Raw genomic sequence first — 23,560 nt, forward strand, 5'->3', positions numbered from 1 at the left:
CATAACCTGTCAAGCAAAAGCCCGAAACACTCTGTCGCTAGCCAGCAACACTTCAGCTGTGCAACATGGCGCGCGTGCCTTCCACAAATGGGAATTCCCTTTATGAAACGTTTTCTTAGCATCGCCATGGCGTTGTGCATTGGCCTGACGATGAGCCTCGACGCCAATGCCGCCAAGCGCTTTGGTGGCGGCAAGAGCTCCGGCGCTGCGCCGACTCACCAGACCAGCCAAATGGCTCCTTCTTCTGCTGCAGGCGGCGCTGCTGCCACTGCGGGCGCGGCCGGTGCTGCGGGTGCCGCGGCCAAGGCCGGCGGTGCTTCGCGCTGGCTCGGCCCTCTGGCCGGTATCGCGGCCGGTGGCCTGCTGGCCTCCATGTTCATGGGCGACGGCTTCCAGGGCATGCAGATCTTCGACATTCTGATCATGGCGGTCATCGCCTTCCTGGTCTTCCGTTTCATCGCCGCTCGTCGTCGCAAGCAGCAAGAGCATATGGCTCCAGCAGGCCATGCGCCGATGCAACGTGAAGTGTTCGAGAACAAGCCTGCAGGCGGTTCGATCTTCGGCGGTTCGGCTGCACCTGCTGCCGCTCGTCCGGTGATCAATGCTCCAGCCTGGTTCAATGAAAACAACTTCATTGAAGCGGCCCGCAACCACTTCCAGTCCCTGCAGCAACACTGGGACGCCAACGAAATGGACAAGATCGCCGAGTTCGTAACTCCGCAACTGCTGGAGTTCCTCAAGCGCGAACGTGCCGATCTGGGCGACGGCTTCCAGTCGACCTACATCGACAACCTCCAGGTACAACTGGACGGCGTTGATGACCGTGCGGACAAGACCATCGCCACCCTGACCTTCAGCGGCGTGTCGAAGTCCTCGCGCTTCGACCAGGGCGAAGTGTTCAGCGAAAGCTGGAACATGGAACGTCCACAGGGCGAAAACCAGCCTTGGCTGGTGGCCGGTATCCGCCAGAACGGCTGATCACTTCCCGCGTTTCACCTGTTGTAATAAAACCCCGGCCTCGGCCGGGGTTTTCTATTTCGCGGTTGCATCTATAGCGAGCTACTGTATAAACCGCCCCAACTAAACCGCGCCATTCAAGCAAGAGGATCCCGGACGTGGAAGAAATCATCGAACAACTGCGTGAAGCCAACGAACCGGTACCGGTCCCCTTGGAGTTGCCTGACGAAGATCAGATTGTGGAAATCGAAGAGCAACTGTTCATCGATATCCCGTTCGTCTTCAGAGAATTTTTGCTGACCGTCAGCGACGTGGTCTACGGCAGCCTGGAGCCGGTGACCGTCACCGACCCGCAGTCCCACACCTACCTGCCTGACGTTGCCGCCAACGCTTGGGACGCTGGTGTCGATCGCAGCATGATTCCGATCTGTCAGGACGGTGACAATTACTACCTGGTCGAAGAAGACGGCACCGTGGTGCTGTGGCTGGCCGAAGAAGAGCTGATCGCCGAAGAAACCTGGGAATCGGTATGGCACTGGGCGCGGGACGTCTGGCTGGAAAGCTGATCCGCCCTGATGCGCCGAGTGGTCAATGCCCGGATAAATCCTTGTGGTTGTCCAGGGTTTCCAGCAAGGCCACTTGCATCCGCGTATGCACGCGGATGAACCAGCGCCAGAGCAGCGCCGCCACGGCGGCCGCGACCACCGCGATCAGCACCAGCAACTTGTTGGTCGGCAGAATACTGGCCGACAAGGCCGCCAGCAGCAGGAAAATCACTAACAACGAGAGTATCGGGATCACTTCGGCGATCACCCGACGCACTCGCTGTGTGTGGCGGCCGGCCATCTCCGGCTTCACCCCCATTTCCGCCAGCAGCATCGACAGCGCCTTGAGCTTGCGATAGGCGGCGATCAGGAACGGCAGCGACAACAGCAACGCCCCGCCCCAGATCAACGCTTTCTGCCAGCTTGGGTCGCTGATCCAGGCTTGCAGGTAAGCGGACATGCGCTCGGCGAAGAATGCGCCCGAGAAAAAGATCGCAACCACCAGCGCCAGATTCACCCCTACCTGCAACAGAATCCGCCGAATCATCGACGCCAACAGCGCGCCCTCGCCCTGAGGCTGAATGCTGCGCAGCCATTCGCCATACATCCCCAGCACACGGCCCAGACGCTGGGGCATCACTGCAGCAAGCTTGATCGACAGCGGATCGGCCGCGCGAATCAGATACGGCGTCAACAGCGTGGTAATCACTGAAACGGCCACCGCCACCGGGTAGAGAAAGTTGCTGGTGACCTGCAGCGTCATGCCCAGCGCCGCGATGATGAAAGAGAATTCGCCAATCTGTGAAAGCCCCATCCCCACTCGCAGTGAGGTACGTCCGTCATTGCCGGCGATAAAGGCACCGAGGCCGCAGGACAACATCTTTCCCAGCACCACAGCCACGGTGATCACCGCGATCGGCCAGGCATATTGCAGCAGGATCATCGGGTCGAGCATCAGGCCGATGGCGACGAAGAAAATGGCACTGAACAAGTCGCGAACCGGCTCGATCAACTGCTCGATCTTCAGCAGTTGCCGCGATTCAGCCATGATCGCGCCGATCAGGAATGCGCCGAGGACCATGCTGTATTCAAGTTTGACCACCAACAGGCAAAAGCCGAAACACAGGCCCAGCACGGTGATCAGCAGCATCTCATTGCTGTCGAATTTGGCCACATAGGCCAGCAGTCGGGGCACCAGCAGAATGCCTATAACCAGTGCGACAATCATGAACAGTGAAAGCTTGCCGACCGTGGAAAACACTTCGCCGGAACTGACGGTGCCGCTGACCGCGATGCTCGACAGCAACGCGATGATGCCAATGCCGAGGATGTCTTCGACGATCAACACGCCGAAGATCAGCTGCGCAAAACGCTCGTTCTTCATCTTCAGGTCATTGAGCGCCTTGACGATGATGGTGGTCGAGGAAATCGCCAGGATCGCGCCGAGGAACAGCGAATCCATGGTGTTCCAGTCGAACCAGCGACCGATTTCGTAGCCGATCCAGATCATCAGGACGATTTCCAGGAAGGCCGCAATGAACGCCGTGGCGCCGACCTTGAACAGCTTGCGCAGGCTGAACTCCAGGCCCAGGCAGAACATCAGGAAAATCACCCCGAGCTCGGCCAGGGTTTTGATGGTCGCTTCATCGTGGATCAGGCTGAACGGTGGCGTGTGCGGGCCGATGATGAAGCCGGCAACGATGTAGCCGAGCACCACCGGTTGTTTGAGACGATGAAAGAGCACGGTCACCACACCCGCGATCAACATGATCACTGCCAGGTCCTGAATGAAACTGATGGCATGCATGGCGTGTGCTCCTTGGCGTGGGCTTTCGAAGGGTAACACCGCGACTTCCGGCGGGAAGACGGTGCAATATATGGAAACAGATCGATCCGAGCGTGACGGCGGCTTCCCGCCCGGCGTCCCGATAACTGTTAGATTGAAAAACCAGGCACCCGCAGAGGTGTAACCCAGAAATCCTGCCTTGAACCCGTGAGTACGTTATGGAACCCGGAAACGCCCAGCTGTCGATGACGGTATTGATGACCCCCGACATGGCCAACTTCTCTGGCAATGTCCACGGCGGCACCCTGCTCAAATACCTCGATGAAGTGGCCTACGCCTGCGCCAGCCGGTATGCCGGCCGCTATGTGGTGACCCTGTCGGTGGATCAGGTAATTTTCCGCGAGCCGATTCACGTCGGCGAACTGGTGACTTTTCTGGCCTCGGTCAACTACACCGGCAACACCTCGATGGAGGTGGGCATCAAAGTCGTGACCGAGAACATCCGCGAGCGCTCGGTACGTCACACCAACAGCTGCTTCTTCACCATGGTGGCGGTGGATGACCAGCGCAAACCCGCCTCGGTCCCGCCACTGCAACCGCAGAACAGTGAAGACAAGCGTCGGTACATGCAGGCCCAGCAGCGTCGGCAGATTCGTCAGGAACTGGAAAAGCGTTATCAGGACATCAAGGGCGACGCCTGAGCTGTTCAGTCAGTTTGACGGCGTTCATTAGATCGTCTTCGCGAGCAAGCCCGCTCCCACAATAGATTTTCAGCGCACACAGATTTCGTGTACGACAGAGAACCAGTGTGGGAGCGGGCTTGCTCGCGAATGGGGCCGACGCGAAGCTCAGAGGCTGATCGCTGTCGCCTCGAACCGCACCCGCGGATGGGCGATCCGGTCCTGCGCCCGCACCAGCTCCAGCTCATAGCTGGCGCAGGCCTGGGTTTCCAGCAGCACTTCATGCACCGCCGCCGCGGTGAATTCGAAGGCGGCCACCAGGCTGTCACCCAGCAGCACACGCGCCAGGAACAACCCGGCAGTCAGATCGCCAACGCCCACCGGCTGACGCGGAAACGCCAGCAGCGGCCGACGCAGGTGCCAGCTACCTTCAGCGGTCACCAGCAACATCTCGAAGCCATCCGCCAGTTTGCCCGGATAGTCCAGATGCTTGACCAGCACCGCCTTCGGACCGCGCGCCAGCAGCGCCCGCGCCATGGCCAGGCAATCGAACAATGACTGCGCCTTGCGCCCCGAGAAGCTGTTCAGCTCTAACTGGTTCGGGCACATGAAGTCGGCCATTGCCGCCGCCTCTTCCAGCAGAAAATCGCTGACCTCGGCTGGAACGGTGCAGCCCTTCTCCGGATGGCCCATCACCGGGTCGCAGAGGTATAACGCTTTGGGATTGATCGATTTGATTCGCTCCACGCCCGCGAGAATCGCCCGGCCCTGGGCCGCGCTACCGAGGTAGCCAGACAACACGGCGTCGCAATTGCCCAGCTCGCCGATCGCGGCGATTCCTTCCACCAGTTCCGGAATCTGATGCGGGGCCAACACTGCACCCGCCCACTGGCCATATTGCGTGTGGTTAGAGAACTGCACGGTATTGAGCGGCCACACGTTCACCCCGACCCGCTGCATCGGGAAAACCGCGGCGCTGTTGCCAGCGTGGCCGAACACCACGTGGGACTGGATGGCGAGCAGATGGGGTGTACGCTTCATGCGGTGAGTTTTCCGTCAAACGATTGAAATTCGAGCCGCGCAGTATGCGACCAAACGCAGCCTGTACGACAGACCGGCGACACAGTTAAGCTGGCACTATCTTGTTGGAGCACCCTGTTGATGCTGACCCTCGGAAATATCTTCGTGCTGATGCTGCTCGCCACCGGTGGCGCGTGGTTGTGGCACAACCACGGCTTGCGCGAACGTGCGCTGGAGCGGGTCATGCAGCATTGCGCCAAGCTGCGAATCGAGCTGCTGGACGGCAATGTAGCCTTGAGAAAGATCGCTTTCATTAAAGACGCCAATGGCCGTCGGCGCCTGGCCCGTGTGTATAACTTCGAATTCACCGTGACCGGCGAGACCCGCCACACCGGCACCATCACCCAGTTCGGCGCCCATAGCGCACAGATCGAACTCGCGCCTTACCCGATGCCGTTCGATGACACACCGCCGGTGGTGGATATCACAAAGCCCAGAGCTGAGGTGATTGAACTGAGCCAGTGGCGGCAAGAACATACCAAGTGGCGGCCTTGAAGGCAGTTGTCGTCTGTTAGAACCATTCGCGAGCAAGCCCGCTCCCACATTTGATCTGTTGTGCTGCACAAACTTGTGTGTCCACCACAGCCCCCCTGTGGGAGCGGGCTTGCTCGCGAAGAGGCCTTCACAGACTGTGCAAGAAATCAGCTAGTTCGCTTGAACCCTGCATCCCGCCAGACCTTCCTGCAACACCTCAACATCCTGCGACTCACTGAAAATCAACTCAATACGCGAATCCCTACGCCATTCGCTGGGTTGCCATTCCAGTAACGAGTTATCCAGCGCATTGGCCGACACCCAACCCTCGACGCTGTGGATAACCAACTTCACCCGCCGCCATTCAAGGCGCTCAAGCCACTTCCCAATCAGTACGGCATCGAATATCTGACTCGGATGCCACCGCCATCCAACGCTCCAGCCACCCTCTTGCGCCTGACTCAAGCAAATCGGCAGCGTGGGGTCGGTCCAGATGGCTGGCATCTGCGCCAATCCCTTGGGCACGACAAAGTTATCCACACCCGCGACAGCCTGAGCTCCGAACCCCGGTAACTCGCTCAACGGCAAGACCGCTTGCTGCGTCCAGTACAAAGAACGCTCCGGCAACTGTGCAGCGATTCGCTGACGATCATTGTCGTCGAGGCCTTCTGCCTTGTTCAGCAACAACAACCCGGCACTGTTCAAGGCTTGCTGTTGCGCCTCAGGCAGCGGTTTTCCGGCCGCGAGCGCCTGGGCATCCAGCACCAGCACACACGGCTGCACCGCCAGGACGCCTTGCCATGGAACCTCACTCAATTGCCTGAGCAACTGCGCCGGATGTCCCAGCCCGGAAGGTTCGATGAACAGTCGATCCGGTCGTGCCTTGCGCAGCAGCCGCCCGAGGCCGATCTGAAACGGGGCACCATTGACGCAACACAAACAGCCCCCGGCCACTTCCCCCAGTGCGATACCATCGGCGTCCTGGGTCAACAGCGCGGCATCCAGACCGATCTGGCCGAACTCGTTGATCAACACCGCCCAGCGCTCCCCCGCGGGCCGTTGCGCCAGCAAGTGCTTGATCAGGCTGGTCTTGCCGGCACCTAGTGGGCCGGCAATGACGTGGGTGGGAATGTTCTGCAACATGGTCGAGGTTTTCTGAGGAGGTAAAGAATGCGGTTGATGGGATGGTCGTTGCTTCTGGCGCTCACATCGGGCGACGCGCTGGCTCAGGCCTGCGTGGTGCACAGCACGGCTGAGCGGCTCGACGTGAAGGTTTGCCAGCAAAACCGCAACATCCCGGAAAAATTGTTCGCCGACGGATTCTGCCAGCCGAATCTGCCTGGGCAGAAAGTCGAGGTGCAGTATGTCGACCAATGCCCTACCGGCGCATTCGGGGTCTGCAGCAACGCTCAAGTCGCCAATATGCCTTACCGGCAGGATATTCACTATTACGGCGTGGCCACCGATGCGGCGTATTTGAAGCCTTTTTGCGAAGCCCAGAGCCAGGGAACCTGGCTCAAACCTTGAGCCACTAACTCAGCCAGTCCAGGGTCAGGATCAAACGACGCTCGCCTGGCGCCGGCTGCGGCGAGCGGTGGATCAGGCCGAAGCCTTCGTTGCCGTGCCACTTCTCCCCTTTAAGCAGCGCCACTTCGCCACTGGTGATCTGCTGAATCAGCGAATCGTCCTGCGGTTCGGCGCCAGGCTTGCCTAATTGCCGACGATCCATCGCCCCTTCTTTCAGCCACTGGCTGCCGATTCCTGCGTAGGTAGTGATCAACCGCACCGGCACATGATCGACATGGAAACGCGGGCACATGGCTGTGTCCAGAACCCGCAGGCGCAGGCCGATACGCCGGGCGCCCAACAGACAGGCGAAAGCGCTGACCAGCCAGGAAACATCAGCGATAAAGCCTTCATAGCCTTCGAGGTCGCTGAAACCTGAGGCTAAACCGTGGAGATTGGGTTCGGCTTCTTCGCTGGGCATTTCCAGGGACAGCGACTCGGCCAGCGGCTCGTTCAGGGACAACAAACGACCGAAATCGGCAATGTGCGCCGGGAGTTGGCGTTGCCAGAGGGCGAGGTTTACGCCGTCGTCCAGAATCCCGGTCAGCGCTTTTGGCGTATCACCTTGAACCTGATGGATGACCGGTCGCAGCTTCAGACTGGGCGCCAACATCACGCGGCCGCCTCTTCGTGCCAAGGACCAAACGGATCGGGCAGTAACTGCCAGCCCTCGACACCCAAGGCCATTTCAGCATCCGTCAGCAGGCAGTTATCGAGTTCGACGGTGAGTTGCGCGAAGTCGATGTTCTGGCCGATAAACACCAGTTCCTGGCGGCAATCTCCAGTGGCGGTCGTCCAGTTTTCCATGATCCCGGCGGTACTTTCTTCGTCTTGCGGCCACTGGTTTTTCGGCACGAAACGCCACCAGCGTCCCGCAAAACCGTGACGCATCAAGCCGCCGGCCTGGGACCAGCTACCAGCGTCCCTGTGTTTGCTGGCCAGCCAGAAAAAGCCTTTGGAACGCAGCAATTTGCCGTTCACCCACGGACGGTCGATGAAGCTGAAGAAGCGTTGTGGATGAAACGGTCGCCGCGCCCGATAAGCCGTAGAGGCGATGCCGTATTCCTCGGTTTCCGGCACGTGCTCACCGCGCAACTCTTGCAACCATCCCGGCGCCTGAGCGGCCTTTTCAAAGTCAAAGCGCCCGGTGTTGAGAATCTTCTTGAGCGGCACTTCGCCCATGACCATCGGAATGATTTCGGCCTGGGAATTGAGCCGCTCGAGGATCGCGATCAACTCTTGGCGCTCGCTACTGCTGATCAAATCGATCTTGCTGATCAGGATCACGTCGGCGAATTCGATCTGCTCGATCAACAGGTCGGTGATCGAGCGTTCGTCCTCCTCCCCCAGCGTTTCGCCACGGGAAGCAAGGCTTTCGGCGGCCTGATAGTCGAGCAGGAAATTCATGCCGTCGACCACGGTGACCATGGTGTCTAGCCGCGCAATGTCGGCCAGGCTCTGCCCTTCTTCATCGCGGAAAGTGAAGGTTTCCGCCACGGGCAGAGGCTCGGAAATCCCCGTGGACTCGATCAACAGGTAATCGAAACGACCGTCCTTGGCGAGTTTGCTGACTTCTTCGAGCAAGTCTTCGCGCAAGGTGCAGCAAATGCAGCCATTACTCATTTCCACGAGTTTTTCTTCGGCACGGTTCAGGCTGACATCGCGTTGAACTTCGCTACCATCGATATTGATCTCGCTCATGTCATTGACGATCACCGCGACCCGCAAATTATCGCGATTACGTAATACGTAATTAAGAAGTGTACTTTTTCCGGCGCCGAGAAAGCCCGATAGGACGGTCACGGGGAGACGATTAGGCATCAGGTATTCCTCATCAGGATGTGGCCGGTCAAATCGCCCGTTGATGGCGTTCGCGAAGCTCTTCACGTTCTTTGGCTTCAGGCTGGGAGGCGGCTCATCAGAACAGATGTATTTATGTTATAGCATAACAACACGAACAAACCACTCCCCTCTTGCTCCCCACGACAAAGGGCACGATGCTTTAACCCGTCCCCCCTTTGAGAAATGCCATGGGAAACGCCCTGAAATTCTCACTGTTGAGCCTTTCGCTGCTGATCGCGGTCGATGCCTGGGGACAAATCCCGAGCCTGGCTAAATGCACCCGCAGCGCCAATCTGCTGGCCTGCGTGGATGCCGACGGCAATGCCTACAGCGTTAACACCGTCGGTAGCACGATCTATCTGCGCGGCTTCGAAGCAGCCGGCAAACGCCAATGGGCGCAAACCAATAGCCGCTATGGGCAATTGACGTTCTTCACGGGCATCGCGTCCGATGGCGAAGCCTGGGTCGGCTACAACCGCCGGGTTGGCTGGACCACCATTAATCGGTTCTCCAGTTCCGGCGGCAGCAGCGGCAAGTTCACATGTAGCCGGATGACCGGCTGCTAGGCCGCTGCCGAGCACCGTATTGCCCAACTGCAAACTGGCGGCGATGGTGGCGTTCATCGACATGTCGAGAATCACCCCGGCGAGCATCGGATCTTTCGGCCCGCTCAGATCGAGCACCAGTCGCAGCTTGTCGTCGGAACGCCACAGTCGTGCATTACGAATTTGCGTGGCCGACGCACCGAAGGGTAACGCGAAGGCCGTGCTGGCCAGAATCAGGTTGAGCAAGTGACGTCTGTGCATGATGAAAGCGCGCTCACAAAAAAGGCATCGTCGATTTTATTGTTATAATATAACATGCCAAATCAACTCCCACGATGGACCTGCTCATGAATGCGCTGACTCTGCCGGATATCGCCGCGCAGGCCTCACGCCAAGCCCTGCCACTCGATTGGGTGGGCATGTGCGGCATTGCTCTTCCTGTTTTATTCGATGGCCAACGACTGAGCGCAAAGGTCGACGCTGGTGTTAGCCTCGACGATGGAGAGGCGCGCGGTATCCATATGTCGCGGCTGTATCTGGCGTTGGAAATGCTTGAGCAGGAAAACCTTTCTCCGGCGTTGTTGCGGCGAGTCTTGCAGAGTTTTCTTCAGAGCCATGAAGGACTTTCCCACAACGCTTACCTAAAAATTCACACCGAGCTATTGCTCAAAAGACCCGCGCTCATCAGTCCGCTAGCCGGTTGGAAAACTTATCCGGTGAGCATCGAAGCGAGTTTGAAAAACACGATGTTCCACGTGGAACTAAAAATCGACGTTCCTTATTCCTCAACCTGTCCATGCTCAGCGGCCCTTTCGCGGCAGTTGATTCAGCAACAATTCGTCGATGATTTCGCTAATCGGTCATTGCAACACGCTGATGTTCTGGCTTGGCTCGGCTCTACGAAAGGCATCGTCGCCACGCCGCATAGCCAACGCAGCAATGCGCAATTGCAGCTGCGTCTGGACGACTGTCTGGATGACCTGCCGCTGATCGCCGCGATCAACGATGCGGAAGCAGCCCTCGGCACCGCCGTGCAAACCGCCGTGAAACGCGCCGACGAACAAGCCTTCGCCCTCGCCAATGGACAGAACCTGATGTTCTGCGAAGACGCTGCTCGACGCTTGAATCTGGCCCTGAAACGCTCCCCGGGCATCAACGCCTTTCATGTGCGAGTCGTTCACGCCGAAAGTCTTCATGCCCACGATGCTGTCGCTGAAAGTCGCTGGAATTGGGAGGCCGCATGATCCGATGCCAAGCCTTGCGCTGGGGCGCTCCCGGTCAACCGCTCACTCCGTCGGTGGATTTCCAATTACCCAAAGGAAGTCTGACCGCCGTCATCGGTGCCAACGGTTCGGGTAAAAGCAGCCTGCTAAAAGTCATCGCCGGCCTGCAAAAGCCACTGACCGGAAAAGTCATCATTGATGTTCCACGCAAAGGCGGCCTTTCGTTCCTGCCTCAGCAACAACACTTGGACCGACAATTCCCCATCAGCCTGCAAGAGTTGGTGGCCGCAGGTTTCTGGGGTAGCAAGCAAACTCCGGAAATTCGCAGCCAGCGCCTCAAATCTGCGCTGGAAGACTGGTGTCTGACAGGCCTGGAATATCGCCCATTGATGGCCCTCTCCGGGGGTGAGTTGCAACGTGCCCTGCTCGCCCGGCTGAGCCTCGCCGAAGCCCCCTTGTTGTTGCTCGACGAACCCCACGCCGCGCTCGACGAGCTCGGCCAGGCGCTGCTCTGGAAACACATCCACGCCTGGCATGCCGAAGGTCGAACCCTGGTCGTGGTGTGTCATGACCTGGCCGCTGTGCGCCAACACATCCCACAAGCCCTATTGATCAAAAGCAGCGGCTGCGTCCTCGGCCCCAGTACCGAGCTGATTCGCCAACAACCCCAGACGCAGGTGGCTTGATGATCGCTGCCGCTCAGCTTTGGCAACCGTTCCACGAATTCGTATTCATGCGCCGGGCGTTGCTTGGTGGTCTCGTTCTGGCGTGCAGCACCGCTCCGCTTGGGGTGTTTCTGATCCTGCGGCGCATGAGCCTGATCGGCGACGCGGTGGCCCACGGCATCTTGCCTGGTGCCGCATTGGGTTTCTGGTTCGCCGGCTTGAGCTTGCCCGCGCTGACTATCGGCGGCCTCGGCGCAGGCCTGAGCATGGCCGGACTGGCGGCCTGGATCACCCGCCGCACCGGCCTGCGGGAAGACGCGAGCCTGGCCGCGATCTACCCGATATCGCTGGCCAGCGGCGTGCTGATCCTCGGTATCGCCGGCAAACGGCTGGACCTGTTGCACCTGTTGTTTGGCTCGGCACTCGCGGTCGACGGGCCGACTTTGACCGGCATGATTTGGGTCTCGGGCTTCAGCCTGATCGCCATGGCCCTCATCTACAAACCCCTGTTGCTGGACACCCTCGACCCGCTCTTTCTGCAAACCGTCAGCCGCCTCGGGCCACTGGCTCATGGGGTATTTCTGACCTTGGTGGTGCTGAACCTGGTGATCGGTTTCCAGGCCATCGGCGCCCTGATGGTGGTCGGCTTGATGATGTTGCCAGCCGCCGCTTCTCGCTTCTGGAGTCGTCGCTTGCCGGTACTGATGGTCATCGCCGCACTGCTCGGCTGCCTCTCGGTCTGGCTCGGTTTGTTGCTTTCGTTTTACTACTCACTGCCCAGTGGCCCGGCGATCGTGCTGGTGGCTGGAGCTTTGTATTTGCTGTCCGTGGTGTTCGGTCCGGTGCACGGTTTGCTGCGCCGCTCGCCTTTGCTCACATCCCAATGAGGTGTTACCCGATGCGCGCTTTACTCGTGCTGTTCAGTTTGATGCTGTCGATGTCGCTGTCTGCCGCGGAAAAACTTCAGGTAGTCACCAGCTTCAGCATCCTCGCCGACATGACCCATCAGGTCGGCGGCGACCATATTCAGATCACCAACATGGTCGGGCCGGACGCCGATGCCCATACCTACGAGCCGACCCCGGACGATTCAAAGGCCCTTCTCAAAGCCAAACTGATCATCAAAAACGGGCTAGGTTTCGAGCCATGGCTGGACCGTCTGGTGACCAGCACCGAGACCAAAGCTGCGGTCATCAGCGCCATCCACGGTGTCATTCCGCGCTCACTGGATGAAGACGGCGAAACCATTCCCGACCCACACGCCTGGCACAACCTGGCGAACACCGAGCTGTACATCAGCAACATCACCAAAGCGCTGATCGCCGCCGACCCTGCCAACAGAACCGACTACGAACACAACAGCCAGGCCTACCTGAAAAAAATCTACGCCTTGCTCGCCGAGGCCAAAGCCAAGCTCGGTTCACTGCCACCCGGTAATCGCAAAATCGTGACCTCCCATGACGCCTTCGGTTATCTCGGTCAGGCTTACGGCATCGACTTCATGGCGCCACAAGGGCTGTCCACCGAACGTGAACCGTCGGCTGCCGAAGTCGCTGCGCTGATCACGCAGATTCGTCAGGCCAAGGTGAAAGCGGTGTTCATGGAAAACATCAAGGACGCGCGCCTGCTCAAGCAAATCGCTGATGAAAGCGGCGCGCATATCGGCGGCACGCTGTACTCCGATGCCCTCGCGGCGACCGGCCCGGCCAGCACGTTCGCCGGGTTGTTCGAATACAACCTCAACACCTTGTACGACGCGTTGAGCAAGCCATGATCCGCAAGAATCCTTCAGGCGATCTGCCGTCGATTGCGGAGTCGGCGTACGTGGATAAAACCGCCATCATCTGCGGCAAGGTGGTGATTGGCGAGAACGTGTTCGTCGGTCCGTACGCGGTGATTCGCGCCGACGAAGTGGATGACTCGGGCGAGATGGAGCCAATCACCATCGGTGCCAATTCGAACATCCAGGACGGCGTGGTGATCCACTCAAAGTCCGGCGCGGCGGTGACCATCGGCGAGTTCAGCTCCATCGCCCACCGCTCCATCGTGCATGGCCCCTGCACCGTCGGTAACCGCGTATTCATCGGTTTCAACAGTGTGCTGTTCAATTGCGCAGTGGGCGACGGTTGCGTGGTGCGGCACAATTCGGTGGTCGATGGTCGTGACTTGCCTGAGGACTTCTACGTACCCTCCACCACACGCATCGGCCCCAACACCGACCTGTCGCAGTTCCCACCGGTGAGCGTCAGCGCCTCGGAGTTTTCCGAAGACGTGGCGCGCACCAACGTCGATCTGGTGCGGGGCTACAAAGCCCTGCAAAACGAGTTCTGACCAGATTGCCTCGCACGCTAATCGTCCATATGACAAAGGAAAAGGACGGCGGGCTTGTCAGCATGCGCAGCTGCAGTGGAGAGGATTTCGGGGAGAAGGGGATTGAGGCAGTGTGTGAATGGTTGAATCCGCCGAAGATTCAAGGTGGCTAGGCGGACGCCTTCGCGGGCAAGTCGGATTGCCGCACCGCTCGCTCCTACGGAATGTTAATGACCCGTAGGAGCGAGCGGTGCGGCGATCCGGCTTGCCCGCAAAGCTGTTAGGCCCGTGGTTTAACGGTCCCGCAATCCTGGCCCAACCACACCGCACGCGTATCGAGGCTACCCTTCTGCTGAATGCCGGTGGCGTTGAAGGTGCCGTTGACCTTGGTGGTGAACTCACGATCGCTGAGGAATGTGGCGACACCCGCACCTTGCGCTTTCGGACAGCTGAAACGGAATTTCCACTGGTTGCCGGTACGCTCGGTGATTTCCTGCTTGCAGCCCGATTGTGGGTCCGTCAGTGGAATGTTGTCGGTCTTCACCTGCTCAGGCGTCAGGCAGGCCCGAATCCCTTTGCCGCCCATGGTGATGCCCTGCTTCTCCAGCTGCGCGCGCTGTTCAGGGGTCATCTGGCTCTGTATCTGGCCGAGGATCAATTGCAGATCGGGCAGGTTCTGGTCATCGACCTTCATGTTGCTTGAAGTCATTTCCCACAAGCCCGGTTGCAACATCTGCGCCTGAGCAGCCACAGGAAGTGCCAAACCAAACGCAATGGCCAAACCCAGCAGACGAACGTTCATCGAGTAACTCCTGATCATTAGTGGCCGTTAGACGTCAGCCACGGGCTTCGGTTCATGGGCCAATTAAATAGCGACATTCTGCCCGGAACATGGTCTGTTAAGCACTGAATCTTCAGGAGCAAGGCTGCCCCATGGATTATTTTGGACCGCATGTTTTTGGTTATCTGATCGCTCTGCTGCACACGCTGGGCTTGATTGCCGCCATCCATGCCGTATTGACCGTTCGGACCGCTCAAGGCTCGATCGCCTGGGCTCTGTCACTGCTGTTCATTCCCTACCTCACGCTTATTCCTTATCTGGTCTTCGGCCGCAGCACCTTCGATGGCTACATCAAGGCCCGGCGGCAAGCCAACGAAGAAATGCGCAAGGCAATCTCCGAGCTCAACTGGCGCCCCTGGGTAGAAGAGGCACTGACTGCGCGTGCCTCCAGCGCCTACGCGTCTTTGAGGGCCATGCCGAAACTGGGACGCATGCCGTGCCTGGCCAATAACGAAGTGCGCTTGCTGATCGACGGCCAAGCCACCTTCGATGCGATTTTCGACGCCATCAGCAATGCCCGGCAAGCGGTGCTGATCCAGTTCTTCATCATCCACGATGACCGCCTCGGCCAACGCCTGCACACCCTACTGACGAAGAAAGCGGCCGAGGGCGTGGCGATTTACCTGCTCTACGACCGCATCGGCAGCCACTCCCTGCCCCACAGTTACGTGCAACCGTTGCGCGATGCCGGTATCGAGGTCAAGGCCTTCGCTACCCGCAGCGGCTGGCTCAACCGCTTTCAGGTCAATTTCCGCAACCACCGCAAGATCGTCGTGGTCGACGGGATTGTCGGTTTTGTCGGCGGGCTCAACGTCGGCGACGAATACATGGGCGAGCAGCCGCCCCTGGCACCATGGCGTGACACCCACGTGCAAGTACGCGGGCCAGTGGTGGCCTGTATGCAGGAATCCTTTGCCGAAGACTGGTTCTGGGCGGCTCGTTCGCTGCCGCCGCTGATCCTGCCGGAGGTTTATCCGGATGACGGCGTGCTCTGCCAATTGCTGGCCACCGGCCCGGCGGATTCCTACGAAACCTGTTCACTATTCTTCGTCGAAGCCATCCATGCGGCGACGGAACGGGTGTGGATCACCACCCCTTATTTCATCCCCGACGAAGCGGTGTTCGCCGCGTTGCGACTGGCCGTGCTACGTGGTGTGGATGTACGGATCCTGTTGCCGTCGCGGCCGGATCACCGGATCGTCTACGCGGCTTCCAGCCTTTACGCCTTCGAAGCGGTACGTGCAGGCGTGCGCTTGTTCCGTTACCAGCCGGGGTTCATGCATCAGAAAGTGGTGTTGATCGACAGCGAAATCAGCGCCATTGGCAGCGCCAACATGGACAACCGTTCGTTCCGGCTGAATTTCGAAGTGATGTTGCTGACGGTCGACAGTGCGTTTGCCGCCGAGGTGGAGCAGATGCTCAACGACGACTTCGCCCAGGCTCACGAAATCGCCAAAGAAGAAAGCCGGGAGACCCACCGCCTGCAAAAGGTTGGCATGCGGATCGCGCGGCTTATTTCACCGATTCTCTAATTGTAAATGTCGTCTCGGGTCCAGGGCAGTTCATGGCTGCCATCGGGATGGGCCTTCACCGCGAGAATTTGATGCAGGTTGATCCAGCCTCTGGCGAAGGCATAGGCGCACCCCGCCAGGTACAACCGCCAGATCCGTAAAGCCTGCTCCGGCACCAGTTTGCCGGCGGCTTCCAGATTGTCTTCCAGGCGTTCGCTCCAGTGGTCCAGGGTTCGCGCGTAATGCAGGCGCAGGCTCTCGACATCGACGACCTCCAGTCCCGCTTCACTGATCTCGGCCGAAATCATCGCCAGGTGTGGCAGCTCGCCGTTGGGGAACACGTACTTCTCGATGAACTCACCGGCACCGCGCCCGACCGGACGACCGTCGATGTGTTTGGCGGTGATCCCGTGGTTCATCACCAGGCCGCCCTCTTTCACTGCGCCGAACAAGGTTTTGCAGTACTCGGCCAGATTGGCGTGTCCAACGTGTTCGAACATGCCGACGCTGACCACCTTGTCGAAGCGCCCGTCCTGCGGCAAATCGCGGTAGTCGAGCAGTTGCAGTTCGATCTGATCCTCCAGGCCTTCGGCTTTCACCCGTTCGCGGGCCAGTTCCAATTGCTCTTTACTGAGCGTGATCCCGAACACCTTCGCGCCGAACTCCCGAGCCGCATACCGCGCCAACCCGCCCCAGCCGCAACCGACATCCAGCAGATACTCGCCTGGCTGCAACCGCAGCTTGCGGCACAGGTGGCGAAACTTGGCTTGTTGAGCTTGCTCGAGGGTTTCACTGCCGGTTTCGAAATAGGCGCAGGAATACGCCATGTCGCTGTCGAGCCACAGTTGGTAAAACGCATTGGAGAGGTCGTAATGGTAGGAGATGGCTTTGGCGTCGGTTTCCTTGTCGTGAACCGAACGTACCGGTTGCGCAGCTTCGTCTTCGTTGAGCAGCGTCTGACTCCATTCATCGGCGACACGAATCACGTCGCTGATGGAGCCTTCCAGCTCCAGTTTGCCTTCGACAAACGCCGCCCCCAGCGCGTGGAGGCTGGGATGGGTGAACTGGGAAACCATGTGCGGGTCCTTGACCACAATGGTGACACTGGGCTTGGGCCCCAGATTGAACTCATGGCCGTCCCAGAGACGCAAGCGAAGCGGCAAATGCAGATTCTGTAAGGCCGGTGGAAGTTGCGCGAGCATGAAAAGCCCCCCCTTTTTCAGACGACAAATCTGAGGGTAGACCATCCTTGAAAAATAGCAGGCTATCGATTTAATAGCCTTTTTCTATTCCCGATGTTGCCACCTACAGTGGAGCCAGCCAACGGGCGACCGTTGAAAATGACCGCCTTACCCTAGATGACTACAAATCCGGCACACAGTTCTGAAAGTTGTAGGCACTCACACCTCATCCTTAAGCTTGAGTAGGGGTTCCTGAAAGCGTAGCAAACGCCCGGCATTACCGAGCACCAATAACGTACTCAGGTTGTGCAACAGCGCGGCAATCATCGCCCCGGCCGCCCCAAGCCAGCCGAATGCGGCAAACGCGACGATGGCCAGAGTCCAGCCCAACCCGATGATCACGTTGACCTGCAAGGTCTGGCGGCATTGGCGACTCAAGCGCACACAAGTCCCGAGCCGGCGCAGGTCGCTACCAATCAGTACGATATCGGCCGAGGCCAGCGCGATGTCCGCACCGCCTGCGCCCATGGCCACGCCCACCACACCGGCCTTGAGCGCCAGGGAATCGTTGATGCCGTCTCCCACCACCATCGGCCGGAATCCGCTGCCGATTTCTTTCAGTACACGATTGAGTTTGTCCTCGGGCAAGGCCTGGGCTTCGACATCGCTGATGCCCACATCCCGGGCCAGCGTGTGCGCAACACTTTGCCGATCCCCGGTGAGCAACAGCTGACGACCCAAACCCAGTTCACGCAATTCGCTCAGGGCAAACCGCGCCTCGGGTTTGATACTGTCAGCGAGCAACAGCCAGGCGAGAAATTCACCGTTGAGTGCCAGCCCGGCAATCGGGCCGTCGTGTTCGGGAACAGCTGAAGTGTCGATGCCTAATTGCGCGAACAACTCTGGACGACCGAGGGCCGCTTCGCCCTGCTCGGTCATCGCCACCACACCCAGCCCCTGACGCTCATGAATGTCAGAGAGCAGCAGAAAGTGTTCCTGAGTGACCAACCCGGCCAAGGCGCGGCTGACCGGGTGGCTGCTGGCAGAACCGAGGCTGGCAGCGAGCTTCAGTACGTGACTGCGATCCTCCAGCGGACTGTCGATGGATTGCAGGCGCAAGGTGCCGAACGTCAGGGTTCCGGTCTTGTCGACCACCAACGACGTCAGGTCAGCCAATTCCTCGAGGAACGCCGAGCTGCGAATCAGAATCCCGTGCCGAGCCGCCACCGCCACCCCGGCAATGGCCGTGGCGGGTGCCGACAACACCAGCGCACAAGGGCAAGCCGCTACCAACACCGCGAGCATCGCTTGGGCGTCGTTGGTGATGAACCAGGTTACAGCCGCCAGCAACAACACCAGCACCATGTAGCTGCCGGCATAGCGTTCGAGCAAACGGGTGATCGGCGGCTTGGAACGTTCGGCGCTTTGCATCAGCGCAATGACTTTACCCAGGGTCGATTCGTTACCGGTGCGGGTCACTTCAATGCGCAGCAGACCATCAAGATTGATCGCCCCGCCGAACACCGGCATACCCACACCGGCTTCTATCGGCACCGACTCACCGGTGATCGAGGCGGTGTCGAGGCTTGCCTGTCCAGACAACACTCGGCCATCCGCCGGTACCCGATCACCGGCTCGCACCTCCACGAGGTCGCCGGCCTTGAGTGTGCCGTTGTCGACTTCTACGACGGAACCGTCAGCCTGAATCTTGCGTGCATGGCTGCGAGTCAGCTTGCCAAGGGCATGAATCGCTTCCTGGGAACCGATTACGCTGCGCTCTTCCAGCACGTGACCGAAGATCATGATGATCGGCAACAGTGCCGCGGTGAGCAGATCGCCCGTGGCCCAGGCGCCGAGCATGGCCAAGGCGATCAACTGATCGGTAATCCCGTGCAAGCTCGGATAACGCAGGCTGTACCACGCCGAACGCATGACCGGCACGGCCACCAGCAAGGAAGCGAAACCCAGCAGCAATTGACTCACACCGGTCTGCTCTGGCGACAACCAGCGCCAGACCAGACCCAGCGCAAGCAAGCCCAGTGCAAGCATGGCCAGGGTCAACTGGCGCGCGGCGCTACGTTGTTCAGCCGAGGACAACATGCTCGGCGCGGCGGCGGTTTGGGCAGTCATTGCGTAGCTCCCTGAATGATCAGGCGGGAATCGTCTTTCGGATCGACCGTGGTCACCGAACCAGCCTGACCGAGAATCTTCGGCATCCGCTCACGGTAAATACGCAGCAGCATTTGCGGGTCGGTGCCTTGCTGTTGCGCCTTGGCCAAACTCAGCACCGTGGCGGTGTCGGCGGAGGCTTTGGCCAGTCGTTCGCTGGCTTGGGCGTGAGCTACTTGCAGCGTGCGGTCGGCTTGTTCGTTGGCAGACTGAGTTAGCTTCTCGGCTTCAGTGCGCGCGTTGGCCACGGCTTTGTCGGCCTGCTGGCTGGCGGTTAACACCGCGTTGAACGCGTTCACCGCCGGGCCGGGCAGACTCGATTGCACATCGACCCGCGCCACTTCGATGCCCAGCCCCTGCCCGGTCGCCGTCAGTTCGGCCAAGCGTTGATTGATGCCCCGCACCAGATCGCCGCGCAGACGTTCGCGGCGCTCAGCGGCCTGATTGTCGGGGCCGATCAGTTCCGGTCGAGCCACCAGAATAGTGTCCAAATCTCGCGCGGCGGTGAGCGCCACGGCACTACGGGTCACCAGCCGATCCAGTGCCGGCAGCACATGTTCACCCTGGAGCACGAAGGCATAGGGCTCGGTGACTTTGTAGAATACCCGCACATCCAGTTGCACCACGCCTGCATCACCGGTCAACAAATAGCCGGAGCCGGCAAGCGCATCGCTGATCGGCGTAGCGAAACTCGCCACACGATCCGCCTGCAATGCAGCATCCGTGCGCAGCAGATTTTCCACCCGACGCTCGATCACCCGATCCGCCGCAGGCAACAAGATCACCTGCTCAAACGGGCGCGGCCATGCCAACAGCAAACCGGCATTTTGAATGCGATCCAGTGCGCCGAAGTGCAGCACCACGGCCCGATTCTGCGGGTCGATTTGCCGCACATTGGAGAATGCCCACGCCAACGCAGCCAGCACGGTCACGGCGTACAGCGCCAAAAAAGCCAAACGCCCGGCCTGAATCCAGGGGCTGCTCAACTCATGTGTTCCACGTGGAACTAAACTCATGGCTGCGACCCGGACTTGTTATCGAGCGTCGGCGGGCCGTCAACCAACACCCGGAATGGCGCGGCATCAGTGCGTAAGATCAACTTGGTGCCTGGCGTGACGATGGTGCCCAAGGTATCGAGAGAGCGCAGCAAGTTGTAGAGCTGCGGCGAACCGGCGTAGGCACGACCGTAAATCTGCGCAGCTTCGACGCGGGATTGGGCTTCGATGTCCGCGGCTTTCACTGTCGCATCGGCTTGCACGATTCGCGCATCACGCTCGGCCGCAGAGCGAATTTGCGCGGCTTCACGCTTGCCAATGGCTGTGCGTTCAGTGGCAATTGTTTCACGCTCGGCACGCATACGATCAACCGTCGCGGTGAGCGTCACCGAGGGCAGCGTCAATCGCTCGATACCGACTTGCAGCACTCGCACGCCATAGGTGGTGAGCAGCTGTTGATCGATCTGCTGACGCAGTTGCGCTTCAAAATCGGCGATGCGTACTTGGTTGGCATCGGTGTTCACCAGGTTGGCCAGATCGAAACTGCTGGCGGTGGTTTCCAGCGCCGAGCCGACAAAGGTGCGGATCTGTCGCGCGGCTTCGTCCGGCTGATTCTGTACGGCGCGCATAAAACGTTGCACGTTGTCTGGATCACCCTGCACCTGCCAGGCCACGTAGGCTTGCACGATGATGCGTAGACCATCGCGCGTGCCCACATCCTGCAAACCGCTAGAGGTTGTACGCAGCCGCAGATCCACCGGGATCGCCGCTTCGAACGGTGCCGGCCAGCGCCAGCCAAGACCGGGTTCCAGCAACACCCGCGATGGATTCCCGAAGCGAGTGATGACCGTGGCCTCTCCCGAACGTACTTGCACCAGGCTCGCCGCCGCGATGGCAAACGCCACCAGCAGCGCCGCCCAACCCATTCGCCGCCACGGGAAAGGGCCCGCTTCGTGTGCATCACCGTGGTGATGATGGTGATGACCGTGGTGATGCCCGCCATGGCCGGGATCGTGGCCGGCGTGATCATCGTGATCGCGATTGTGTGTAGGCGTCGGCTGGCTCAATGGATGGCTCCTGGCTGAGCGGAATTACGCGGCGGCCCAGGGTCAGCCGGCAGCGTGAATGTACGTAGGTCGATGGTCGGCGCATTGTTGCTGCCGCCCAGACGATGATCGAGAACCAGCAGCTTGGCGTTGGTCAGGCCTTGGGTCAGTTGGCTGAGGTATTGCTCCAGCACGAAGGCCTGGCCGGCGCTGGAATAAGCCTTTCGCTCGGCGGCAAATTTCAGGTCGGCGGCCTGAGCGGTCGCGTTGATTTCATGAGCTCTGGCCGTGGCTTGATCGTGAGCGATGCTGGCTTGCAGTTGCGCCTGGTTGGTCGCCTCCGCCGCGGCACCGCGCTCACGGGAAATCAATGCCTGAGCCCCAATCTGCGCAGCTTGCACGCCATGATAAGCATTGGCCGCCCCCGCTGGCGGGTGGATGGCTTCAACCACCGTGGCGAGAATTTCCACGCCACTATCGAGTTTTTGCAGATCAGCCTGCACGGCGCGACCGATCTCTTCAGCGAGCCCTACCCTGTCCTCGCCGAGCAAACCATCCAGGGTTCGCGAAGCGAAATCGTGAACCAGAATCCGGCTGGCCGTGCTGCGGATCAACGTGGGCACGTCAGCGCTGTTGTACGTTGCTGCCAGCGCCGCCTGATCGCTCAGGCCGATGCGATAGACGAAGCGCACATCCATATTGACGATCTGGAAGCTCTGCTTGTCGGCGCGGCTGCTGGCGATGACCTGTGATTTGTCATTCACATGGCTGGCGTCCCACAATCGATTGGCAATCGCAGGCGCCGGGCCTTCGGCAGGTTCGGCCGCAACCGGTGCCGACGTTTCGCCCACGCTGGTGGCCAACTCGTGGACCACGCCGTTTTCGACGCTCAACACGCGGCCCAACGGCCACGGTAAACCGGCGTGCAAACCAGGACCGAAAACTTCCACCGGTTTACCAAAGCGCTCATAGATACCGCGCCCTTGCAGCGGAATTTCGTGAATGCCGGTGAGCGACCAACCGACGATTGTCACCACCGCCAACACCGGCAAAAACGCTCGACGCATGTAGGTGAAAGCCCAAATTTGTCGCAGGTCGATACCAAAGCGGTTGTGCAACTCATGCTGCAACGCCAGCAGGGGTTGCGGCGGCCAGCGCAGCATGTCGGCAACGAAGCTTCGCGCCAACAAGGCGGGTTCGAGTTGTTCACGACGGGGACTGAACAGCGACAACACGGCGCGCAGCAGCAACTCGACGGCGACCAGCCCCGGCAGCAAGCCGATCAGCACCGCCAGACGCACCGGCCAGACCGATGTTTCGCTGCCGAACAACAAACACAGGGCGCTGAGCACCAGGCAAATTATCGCGACCCGGGTCAGCTGCGCCAACGGCCCTGCTTCGGGCCACTGGGCGAGGTTTTCCTGCGCCAGTTGCCGCTCCAGCACCAGCAAACCGAAAGCCAGCAACAACGACAGCACGGCGCCGACACTGGCCGACAACCCCAACGCTGCGGGCGGCAAGGCAAAGTTCCAGACTTGCTCGATGCTGTACAACGTCAACAACGCCCAGCCACCCAGCCATAGCGTCGGTTTACCGATCTGCCCCAGCAAGCGCAACCAACGCTGACTGATCCGGTCCAGCAACCGCTCATACCAGCCTTCGGCGACAACGACTTCCTCAGCGACAACCACCGGCACTATCACAGCCGGATTCATCGCCATTGCGCGCCATTGCGTCACCCACCAGGCCGATTGCAGGCCGGCGACCAGCACCAGCAAACCGGCGCTCTGATTGACCAGCAACGCCGGCCAAAGCGACTGCGGCGCAAACAGCCCGACAAAAAACGCCAGCACCAAGCCTGTTGCCGCCAAGGCCGCCAAACCGATCGCGAATTGCCGCAATCGACGTCCTTGAATGACCGCCTGCTGAAAGCGCGGCAGCCCTGCTATCTGTGCCCCATCGCCATCGAGATCGACTTGCATACCATCCCAGCCTCACATCGCAATTCGTTACGATATAACGGAAGTGGTGAAATTTTCGTGCTAAATCGTTCTATCTAAAAGCGTCAAACCTGTCGCCAAGCTGAAGCCTTGACCGAAATGGTTCGAAACGCACATATTACGCTCGTAATTTTTATCGAAGAC

At 59.7% G+C, this 23,560-nt stretch carries 23 protein-coding genes and 2 pseudogenes; 13 read left to right on the top strand and 12 right to left on the bottom strand.

The genetic code is table 11. The features are described 5' to 3' along the window. Positions 1-102: 102 nt before the first annotated feature. Both IC37_RS08925 and IC37_RS08930 read left to right on the top strand, forming a co-directional pair. Positions 103-978, top strand: coding sequence for a Tim44 domain-containing protein (locus IC37_RS08925; RefSeq protein ID WP_030132500.1), 876 nt, complete (start codon positions 103-105; stop codon positions 976-978). Between the two features lie 137 nt (positions 979-1,115). Continuing rightward, a complete protein-coding gene (locus IC37_RS08930) occupies positions 1,116-1,523 on the top strand; it encodes an SMI1/KNR4 family protein (RefSeq protein ID WP_008007803.1) in 408 nt (135 codons plus the stop codon). Between the two features lie 22 nt (positions 1,524-1,545). Here the strand turns inward: IC37_RS08930 and IC37_RS08935 are convergent, their stop codons facing one another. After that, on the bottom strand, positions 1,546-3,309 hold the full coding sequence (locus IC37_RS08935) for a cation:proton antiporter (protein ID WP_030132501.1): 1,764 nt from the start codon (positions 3,307-3,309) through the stop codon (positions 1,546-1,548). Positions 3,310-3,506: 197 nt separating this feature from the next. Here IC37_RS08935 and IC37_RS08940 point away from each other — a divergent pair, with 197 nt between their 5' ends. Next, the gene (locus IC37_RS08940) at positions 3,507-3,989 is read left to right on the top strand and encodes an acyl-CoA thioesterase (protein WP_030132502.1); all 483 of its coding nucleotides are present in this window, start codon (positions 3,507-3,509) and stop codon (positions 3,987-3,989) included. Positions 3,990-4,136: 147 nt separating this feature from the next. Here IC37_RS08940 and pdxY read toward each other — a convergent pair whose 3' ends face one another. Then, the gene (gene pdxY / locus IC37_RS08945; protein ID WP_030132503.1) at positions 4,137-5,009 is read right to left on the bottom strand and encodes a pyridoxal kinase PdxY; all 873 of its coding nucleotides are present in this window, start codon (positions 5,007-5,009) and stop codon (positions 4,137-4,139) included. 120 nt (positions 5,010-5,129) lie between these two features. On the opposite strand from pdxY, the gene IC37_RS08950 reads away from it, so the two are divergent. Further along, a complete protein-coding gene (locus IC37_RS08950) occupies positions 5,130-5,543 on the top strand; it encodes a DUF3301 domain-containing protein (RefSeq protein ID WP_030132504.1) in 414 nt (137 codons plus the stop codon). A 150-nt stretch (positions 5,544-5,693) separates the two neighbouring features. Here the strand turns inward: IC37_RS08950 and IC37_RS08955 are convergent, their stop codons facing one another. After that, positions 5,694-6,665 carry a GTP-binding protein gene (locus IC37_RS08955; protein WP_030132505.1) on the bottom strand — a complete coding sequence of 324 codons (972 nt, stop codon included), beginning with the start codon at positions 6,663-6,665 and terminating at the stop codon, positions 5,694-5,696. Positions 6,666-6,692: 27 nt separating this feature from the next. Between IC37_RS08955 and IC37_RS08960 the strand changes: the two genes are divergently transcribed. After that, on the top strand, positions 6,693-7,049 hold the full coding sequence (locus tag IC37_RS08960; protein WP_030132506.1) for a hypothetical protein: 357 nt from the start codon (positions 6,693-6,695) through the stop codon (positions 7,047-7,049). A gap of 4 nt (positions 7,050-7,053) precedes the next feature. Here the strand turns inward: IC37_RS08960 and IC37_RS08965 are convergent, their stop codons facing one another. Continuing rightward, positions 7,054-7,701, bottom strand: a complete 648-nt coding sequence (locus IC37_RS08965; RefSeq protein ID WP_030132507.1) for a DUF1826 domain-containing protein — start codon at positions 7,699-7,701, stop codon at positions 7,054-7,056. Further along, complete coding sequence (gene zigA, locus IC37_RS08970) at positions 7,701-8,909, bottom strand: zinc metallochaperone GTPase ZigA (protein WP_030132508.1); 1,209 nt, start codon at positions 8,907-8,909, stop codon at positions 7,701-7,703. The genes IC37_RS08965 and zigA overlap by 1 nt, the downstream gene beginning before the upstream one ends. A gap of 209 nt (positions 8,910-9,118) precedes the next feature. On the opposite strand from zigA, the gene IC37_RS30430 reads away from it, so the two are divergent. Next, a complete protein-coding gene (locus tag IC37_RS30430; protein WP_030132509.1) occupies positions 9,119-9,496 on the top strand; it encodes a hypothetical protein in 378 nt (125 codons plus the stop codon). Between the two features lie 96 nt (positions 9,497-9,592). Here IC37_RS30430 and IC37_RS30435 read toward each other — a convergent pair. Further along, positions 9,593-9,736 (bottom strand): annotated as a pseudogene (locus tag IC37_RS30435) (N-acetylmuramoyl-L-alanine amidase); the annotation flags it as partial. A gap of 86 nt (positions 9,737-9,822) precedes the next feature. On the opposite strand from IC37_RS30435, the gene folE2 reads away from it, so the two are divergent. The 5 genes from folE2 to IC37_RS09005 are packed head-to-tail and all read left to right on the top strand — an operon-like array spanning position 9,823 to position 13,694. Beyond that, positions 9,823-10,719: a GTP cyclohydrolase FolE2 gene (gene folE2, locus IC37_RS08985; RefSeq protein ID WP_030132510.1), complete on the top strand. Its 897-nt coding sequence runs from the start codon at positions 9,823-9,825 to the stop codon at positions 10,717-10,719. Then, on the top strand, positions 10,716-11,384 hold the full coding sequence (locus IC37_RS08990) for a metal ABC transporter ATP-binding protein (RefSeq protein ID WP_030132511.1): 669 nt from the start codon (positions 10,716-10,718) through the stop codon (positions 11,382-11,384). Before folE2 ends, IC37_RS08990 begins: the two co-directional genes overlap by 4 nt. Continuing rightward, positions 11,384-12,250 (top strand): metal ABC transporter permease, encoded by an 867-nt coding sequence (locus IC37_RS08995; RefSeq protein WP_095920347.1) that lies wholly within the window; start codon positions 11,384-11,386, stop codon positions 12,248-12,250. Before IC37_RS08990 ends, IC37_RS08995 begins: the two co-directional genes overlap by 1 nt. An 11-nt stretch (positions 12,251-12,261) precedes the next feature. Continuing rightward, positions 12,262-13,137 carry a metal ABC transporter substrate-binding protein gene (locus IC37_RS09000; protein ID WP_030132512.1) on the top strand — a complete coding sequence of 292 codons (876 nt, stop codon included), beginning with the start codon at positions 12,262-12,264 and terminating at the stop codon, positions 13,135-13,137. After that, positions 13,134-13,694: a DapH/DapD/GlmU-related protein gene (locus IC37_RS09005; protein ID WP_030132513.1), complete on the top strand. Its 561-nt coding sequence runs from the start codon at positions 13,134-13,136 to the stop codon at positions 13,692-13,694. Before IC37_RS09000 ends, IC37_RS09005 begins: the two co-directional genes overlap by 4 nt. Before the next feature lie 259 nt (positions 13,695-13,953). Here IC37_RS09005 and IC37_RS09010 read toward each other — a convergent pair whose 3' ends face one another. Continuing rightward, entirely contained in the window at positions 13,954-14,475 is a 522-nt protein-coding gene (locus IC37_RS09010; protein WP_030132514.1) for a DUF3617 domain-containing protein, read from the bottom strand. Between the two features lie 27 nt (positions 14,476-14,502). Here IC37_RS09010 and IC37_RS30910 point away from each other — a divergent pair. Further along, positions 14,503-14,583, top strand: a pseudogene (locus tag IC37_RS30910) (CRISPR-associated DxTHG motif protein); the annotation flags it as partial. 23 nt (positions 14,584-14,606) lie between these two features. After that, entirely contained in the window at positions 14,607-16,046 is a 1,440-nt protein-coding gene (gene cls / locus IC37_RS09020) for a cardiolipin synthase (RefSeq protein WP_030132515.1), read from the top strand. On the opposite strand, the gene cfaB is transcribed toward cls, so the two are convergent. The 5 genes from cfaB to hflK (IC37_RS09045) form a co-directional block, all read right to left on the bottom strand. Further along, positions 16,043-17,227, bottom strand: a complete 1,185-nt coding sequence (gene cfaB, locus IC37_RS09025) for a C17 cyclopropane fatty acid synthase CfaB (RefSeq protein ID WP_030132516.1) — start codon at positions 17,225-17,227, stop codon at positions 16,043-16,045. The two genes, cls and cfaB, sit on opposite strands and share 4 nt — an antisense overlap. Before the next feature lie 198 nt (positions 17,228-17,425). Next, the gene (locus IC37_RS09030; RefSeq protein ID WP_030132517.1) at positions 17,426-19,336 is read right to left on the bottom strand and encodes a cation-translocating P-type ATPase; all 1,911 of its coding nucleotides are present in this window, start codon (positions 19,334-19,336) and stop codon (positions 17,426-17,428) included. Further along, positions 19,333-20,391: a protease modulator HflK gene (hflK, locus tag IC37_RS09035; protein WP_030132518.1), complete on the bottom strand. Its 1,059-nt coding sequence runs from the start codon at positions 20,389-20,391 to the stop codon at positions 19,333-19,335. The genes IC37_RS09030 and hflK (IC37_RS09035) overlap by 4 nt, the downstream gene beginning before the upstream one ends. Then, positions 20,388-21,437, bottom strand: coding sequence for a protease modulator HflC (hflC, locus tag IC37_RS09040; protein ID WP_030132519.1), 1,050 nt, complete (start codon positions 21,435-21,437; stop codon positions 20,388-20,390). Before hflC ends, hflK (IC37_RS09035) begins: the two co-directional genes overlap by 4 nt. Continuing rightward, positions 21,434-23,398: a protease modulator HflK gene (gene hflK / locus IC37_RS09045; RefSeq protein WP_030132520.1), complete on the bottom strand. Its 1,965-nt coding sequence runs from the start codon at positions 23,396-23,398 to the stop codon at positions 21,434-21,436. Before hflK (IC37_RS09045) ends, hflC begins: the two co-directional genes overlap by 4 nt. Positions 23,399-23,560: the final 162 nt, after the last annotated feature.

The sequence above is a fragment of the Pseudomonas sp. QTF5 genome, from assembly GCF_000512695.2.
Taxonomy (GTDB): domain Bacteria; phylum Pseudomonadota; class Gammaproteobacteria; order Pseudomonadales; family Pseudomonadaceae; genus Aquipseudomonas.

Excerpts from the sequence above, each read along its gene's own strand:
- IC37_RS08925 (WP_030132500.1), top strand. The coding sequence starts at position 103 with ATGAAACGTTTTCTTAGCATCGCCATGGCGTTGTGCATTGGCCTGACG.
- IC37_RS08935 (WP_030132501.1), bottom strand. The coding sequence starts at position 3,309 with ATGCATGCCATCAGTTTCATTCAGGACCTGGCAGTGATCATGTTGATC.
- IC37_RS08940 (WP_030132502.1), top strand. The coding sequence starts at position 3,507 with ATGGAACCCGGAAACGCCCAGCTGTCGATGACGGTATTGATGACCCCC.
- pdxY (WP_030132503.1), bottom strand. The coding sequence starts at position 5,009 with ATGAAGCGTACACCCCATCTGCTCGCCATCCAGTCCCACGTGGTGTTC.
- IC37_RS08950 (WP_030132504.1), top strand. The coding sequence starts at position 5,130 with ATGCTGACCCTCGGAAATATCTTCGTGCTGATGCTGCTCGCCACCGGT.
- IC37_RS08955 (WP_030132505.1), bottom strand. The coding sequence starts at position 6,665 with ATGTTGCAGAACATTCCCACCCACGTCATTGCCGGCCCACTAGGTGCC.
- IC37_RS08960 (WP_030132506.1), top strand. The coding sequence starts at position 6,693 with ATGCGGTTGATGGGATGGTCGTTGCTTCTGGCGCTCACATCGGGCGAC.
- IC37_RS08965 (WP_030132507.1), bottom strand. The coding sequence starts at position 7,701 with ATGTTGGCGCCCAGTCTGAAGCTGCGACCGGTCATCCATCAGGTTCAA.
- zigA (WP_030132508.1), bottom strand. The coding sequence starts at position 8,909 with ATGCCTAATCGTCTCCCCGTGACCGTCCTATCGGGCTTTCTCGGCGCC.
- IC37_RS30430 (WP_030132509.1), top strand. The coding sequence starts at position 9,119 with ATGGGAAACGCCCTGAAATTCTCACTGTTGAGCCTTTCGCTGCTGATC.
- folE2 (WP_030132510.1), top strand. The coding sequence starts at position 9,823 with ATGAATGCGCTGACTCTGCCGGATATCGCCGCGCAGGCCTCACGCCAA.
- IC37_RS08990 (WP_030132511.1), top strand. The coding sequence starts at position 10,716 with ATGATCCGATGCCAAGCCTTGCGCTGGGGCGCTCCCGGTCAACCGCTC.
- IC37_RS08995 (WP_095920347.1), top strand. The coding sequence starts at position 11,384 with ATGATCGCTGCCGCTCAGCTTTGGCAACCGTTCCACGAATTCGTATTC.
- IC37_RS09000 (WP_030132512.1), top strand. The coding sequence starts at position 12,262 with ATGCGCGCTTTACTCGTGCTGTTCAGTTTGATGCTGTCGATGTCGCTG.
- IC37_RS09005 (WP_030132513.1), top strand. The coding sequence starts at position 13,134 with ATGATCCGCAAGAATCCTTCAGGCGATCTGCCGTCGATTGCGGAGTCG.
- IC37_RS09010 (WP_030132514.1), bottom strand. The coding sequence starts at position 14,475 with ATGAACGTTCGTCTGCTGGGTTTGGCCATTGCGTTTGGTTTGGCACTT.
- cls (WP_030132515.1), top strand. The coding sequence starts at position 14,607 with ATGGATTATTTTGGACCGCATGTTTTTGGTTATCTGATCGCTCTGCTG.
- cfaB (WP_030132516.1), bottom strand. The coding sequence starts at position 17,227 with ATGCTCGCGCAACTTCCACCGGCCTTACAGAATCTGCATTTGCCGCTT.
- IC37_RS09030 (WP_030132517.1), bottom strand. The coding sequence starts at position 19,336 with ATGACTGCCCAAACCGCCGCCGCGCCGAGCATGTTGTCCTCGGCTGAA.
- hflK (WP_030132518.1), bottom strand. The coding sequence starts at position 20,391 with ATGAGTTTAGTTCCACGTGGAACACATGAGTTGAGCAGCCCCTGGATT.
- hflK (WP_030132520.1), bottom strand. The coding sequence starts at position 23,398 with ATGCAAGTCGATCTCGATGGCGATGGGGCACAGATAGCAGGGCTGCCG.